Below are 756 nucleotides of genomic sequence, written 5' to 3'. Positions count from 1 at the left end.
GCAGGCAGCTCGCGCCGCCTCGCATGGCAATCTTCAAAACCCGTGCCATGTGGGCCGATCGAGCCAAAGGAAAGATCCTTTTGTTGGGTTTCAGAAAGTTACTCCGAACCACCACAGGAAACTGCCAAACAAACCTAATGTCGCCGATCAGACAAAGCCGACAGACGGTGTCGTGATGGCATCACTTGCACCGCTAGAGCAAATCCTGCTCAATCTGGGTCATATCCAGCGGCCTTAAGGTAGTTTGCGCATTCTGCCGCAGTGAAGCGAGGTATCAAGGCCCCGACCGCATCCCATAGAGCATCGATCTTTCGCTCGGCTCGGCCTCGCAACATGGCTTTCAGCTTCGAGAATGCGTTCTCGATTGGATTGAAGTCCGGACTATAGGGCGGCAGGAACATGAGCTTGGCGCCGGCACGTTCGATGGCATCGCGGACACCGGCTATCTTGTGTGCAGGCAGGTTATCCATAATGACGACGTCGCCGATCTCCAGGGGCGGCACCAGCACCTGTTCGACATACGCAAGGAAGACGTTGCCGTTCATCGCGCCATCGTAGACGAATGGGGCGGTCATTCCGCTGAGGCGCAACGCACCGGTGAAAGTCGTTGTTTTCCAATGGCCGTGCGGCACGCCGGCACGGCAAACGCTCACCTCGCAATGCACGTCCGCGCAGACGTGACATCTTGGTCGAGAGGCCGGTTTCGTCGATGAAGATCAGTTTCTCCGGATCGAGGTCCAATTGACCATCGAACCA

Annotated in this window: 1 protein-coding gene and 1 pseudogene; one reads left to right on the top strand and one right to left on the bottom strand. The window is 56.9% G+C overall.

What is annotated here, in order from left to right; all coding sequences use genetic code 11:
• On the top strand, window positions 1–238 hold a 238-nt coding region (locus AF337_RS44265; protein ID WP_210168051.1), incomplete at its 5' end, for a hypothetical protein.
• Here AF337_RS44265 and AF337_RS10975 read toward each other — a convergent pair.
• Window positions 210–756 (bottom strand): annotated as a pseudogene (locus AF337_RS10975) (IS630 family transposase); the annotation flags it as partial. The gene AF337_RS44265 and the pseudogene AF337_RS10975 sit on opposite strands and share 29 nt — an antisense overlap.

It is taken from the genome of Rhizobium ecuadorense (assembly GCF_001187535.1).
Taxonomy (GTDB): Bacteria; Pseudomonadota; Alphaproteobacteria; order Rhizobiales; family Rhizobiaceae; genus Rhizobium; species Rhizobium ecuadorense.
The sequence above is the reverse complement of the archived record's forward strand: the minus strand, read 5'-3'. Positions and strand labels throughout refer to the sequence as shown.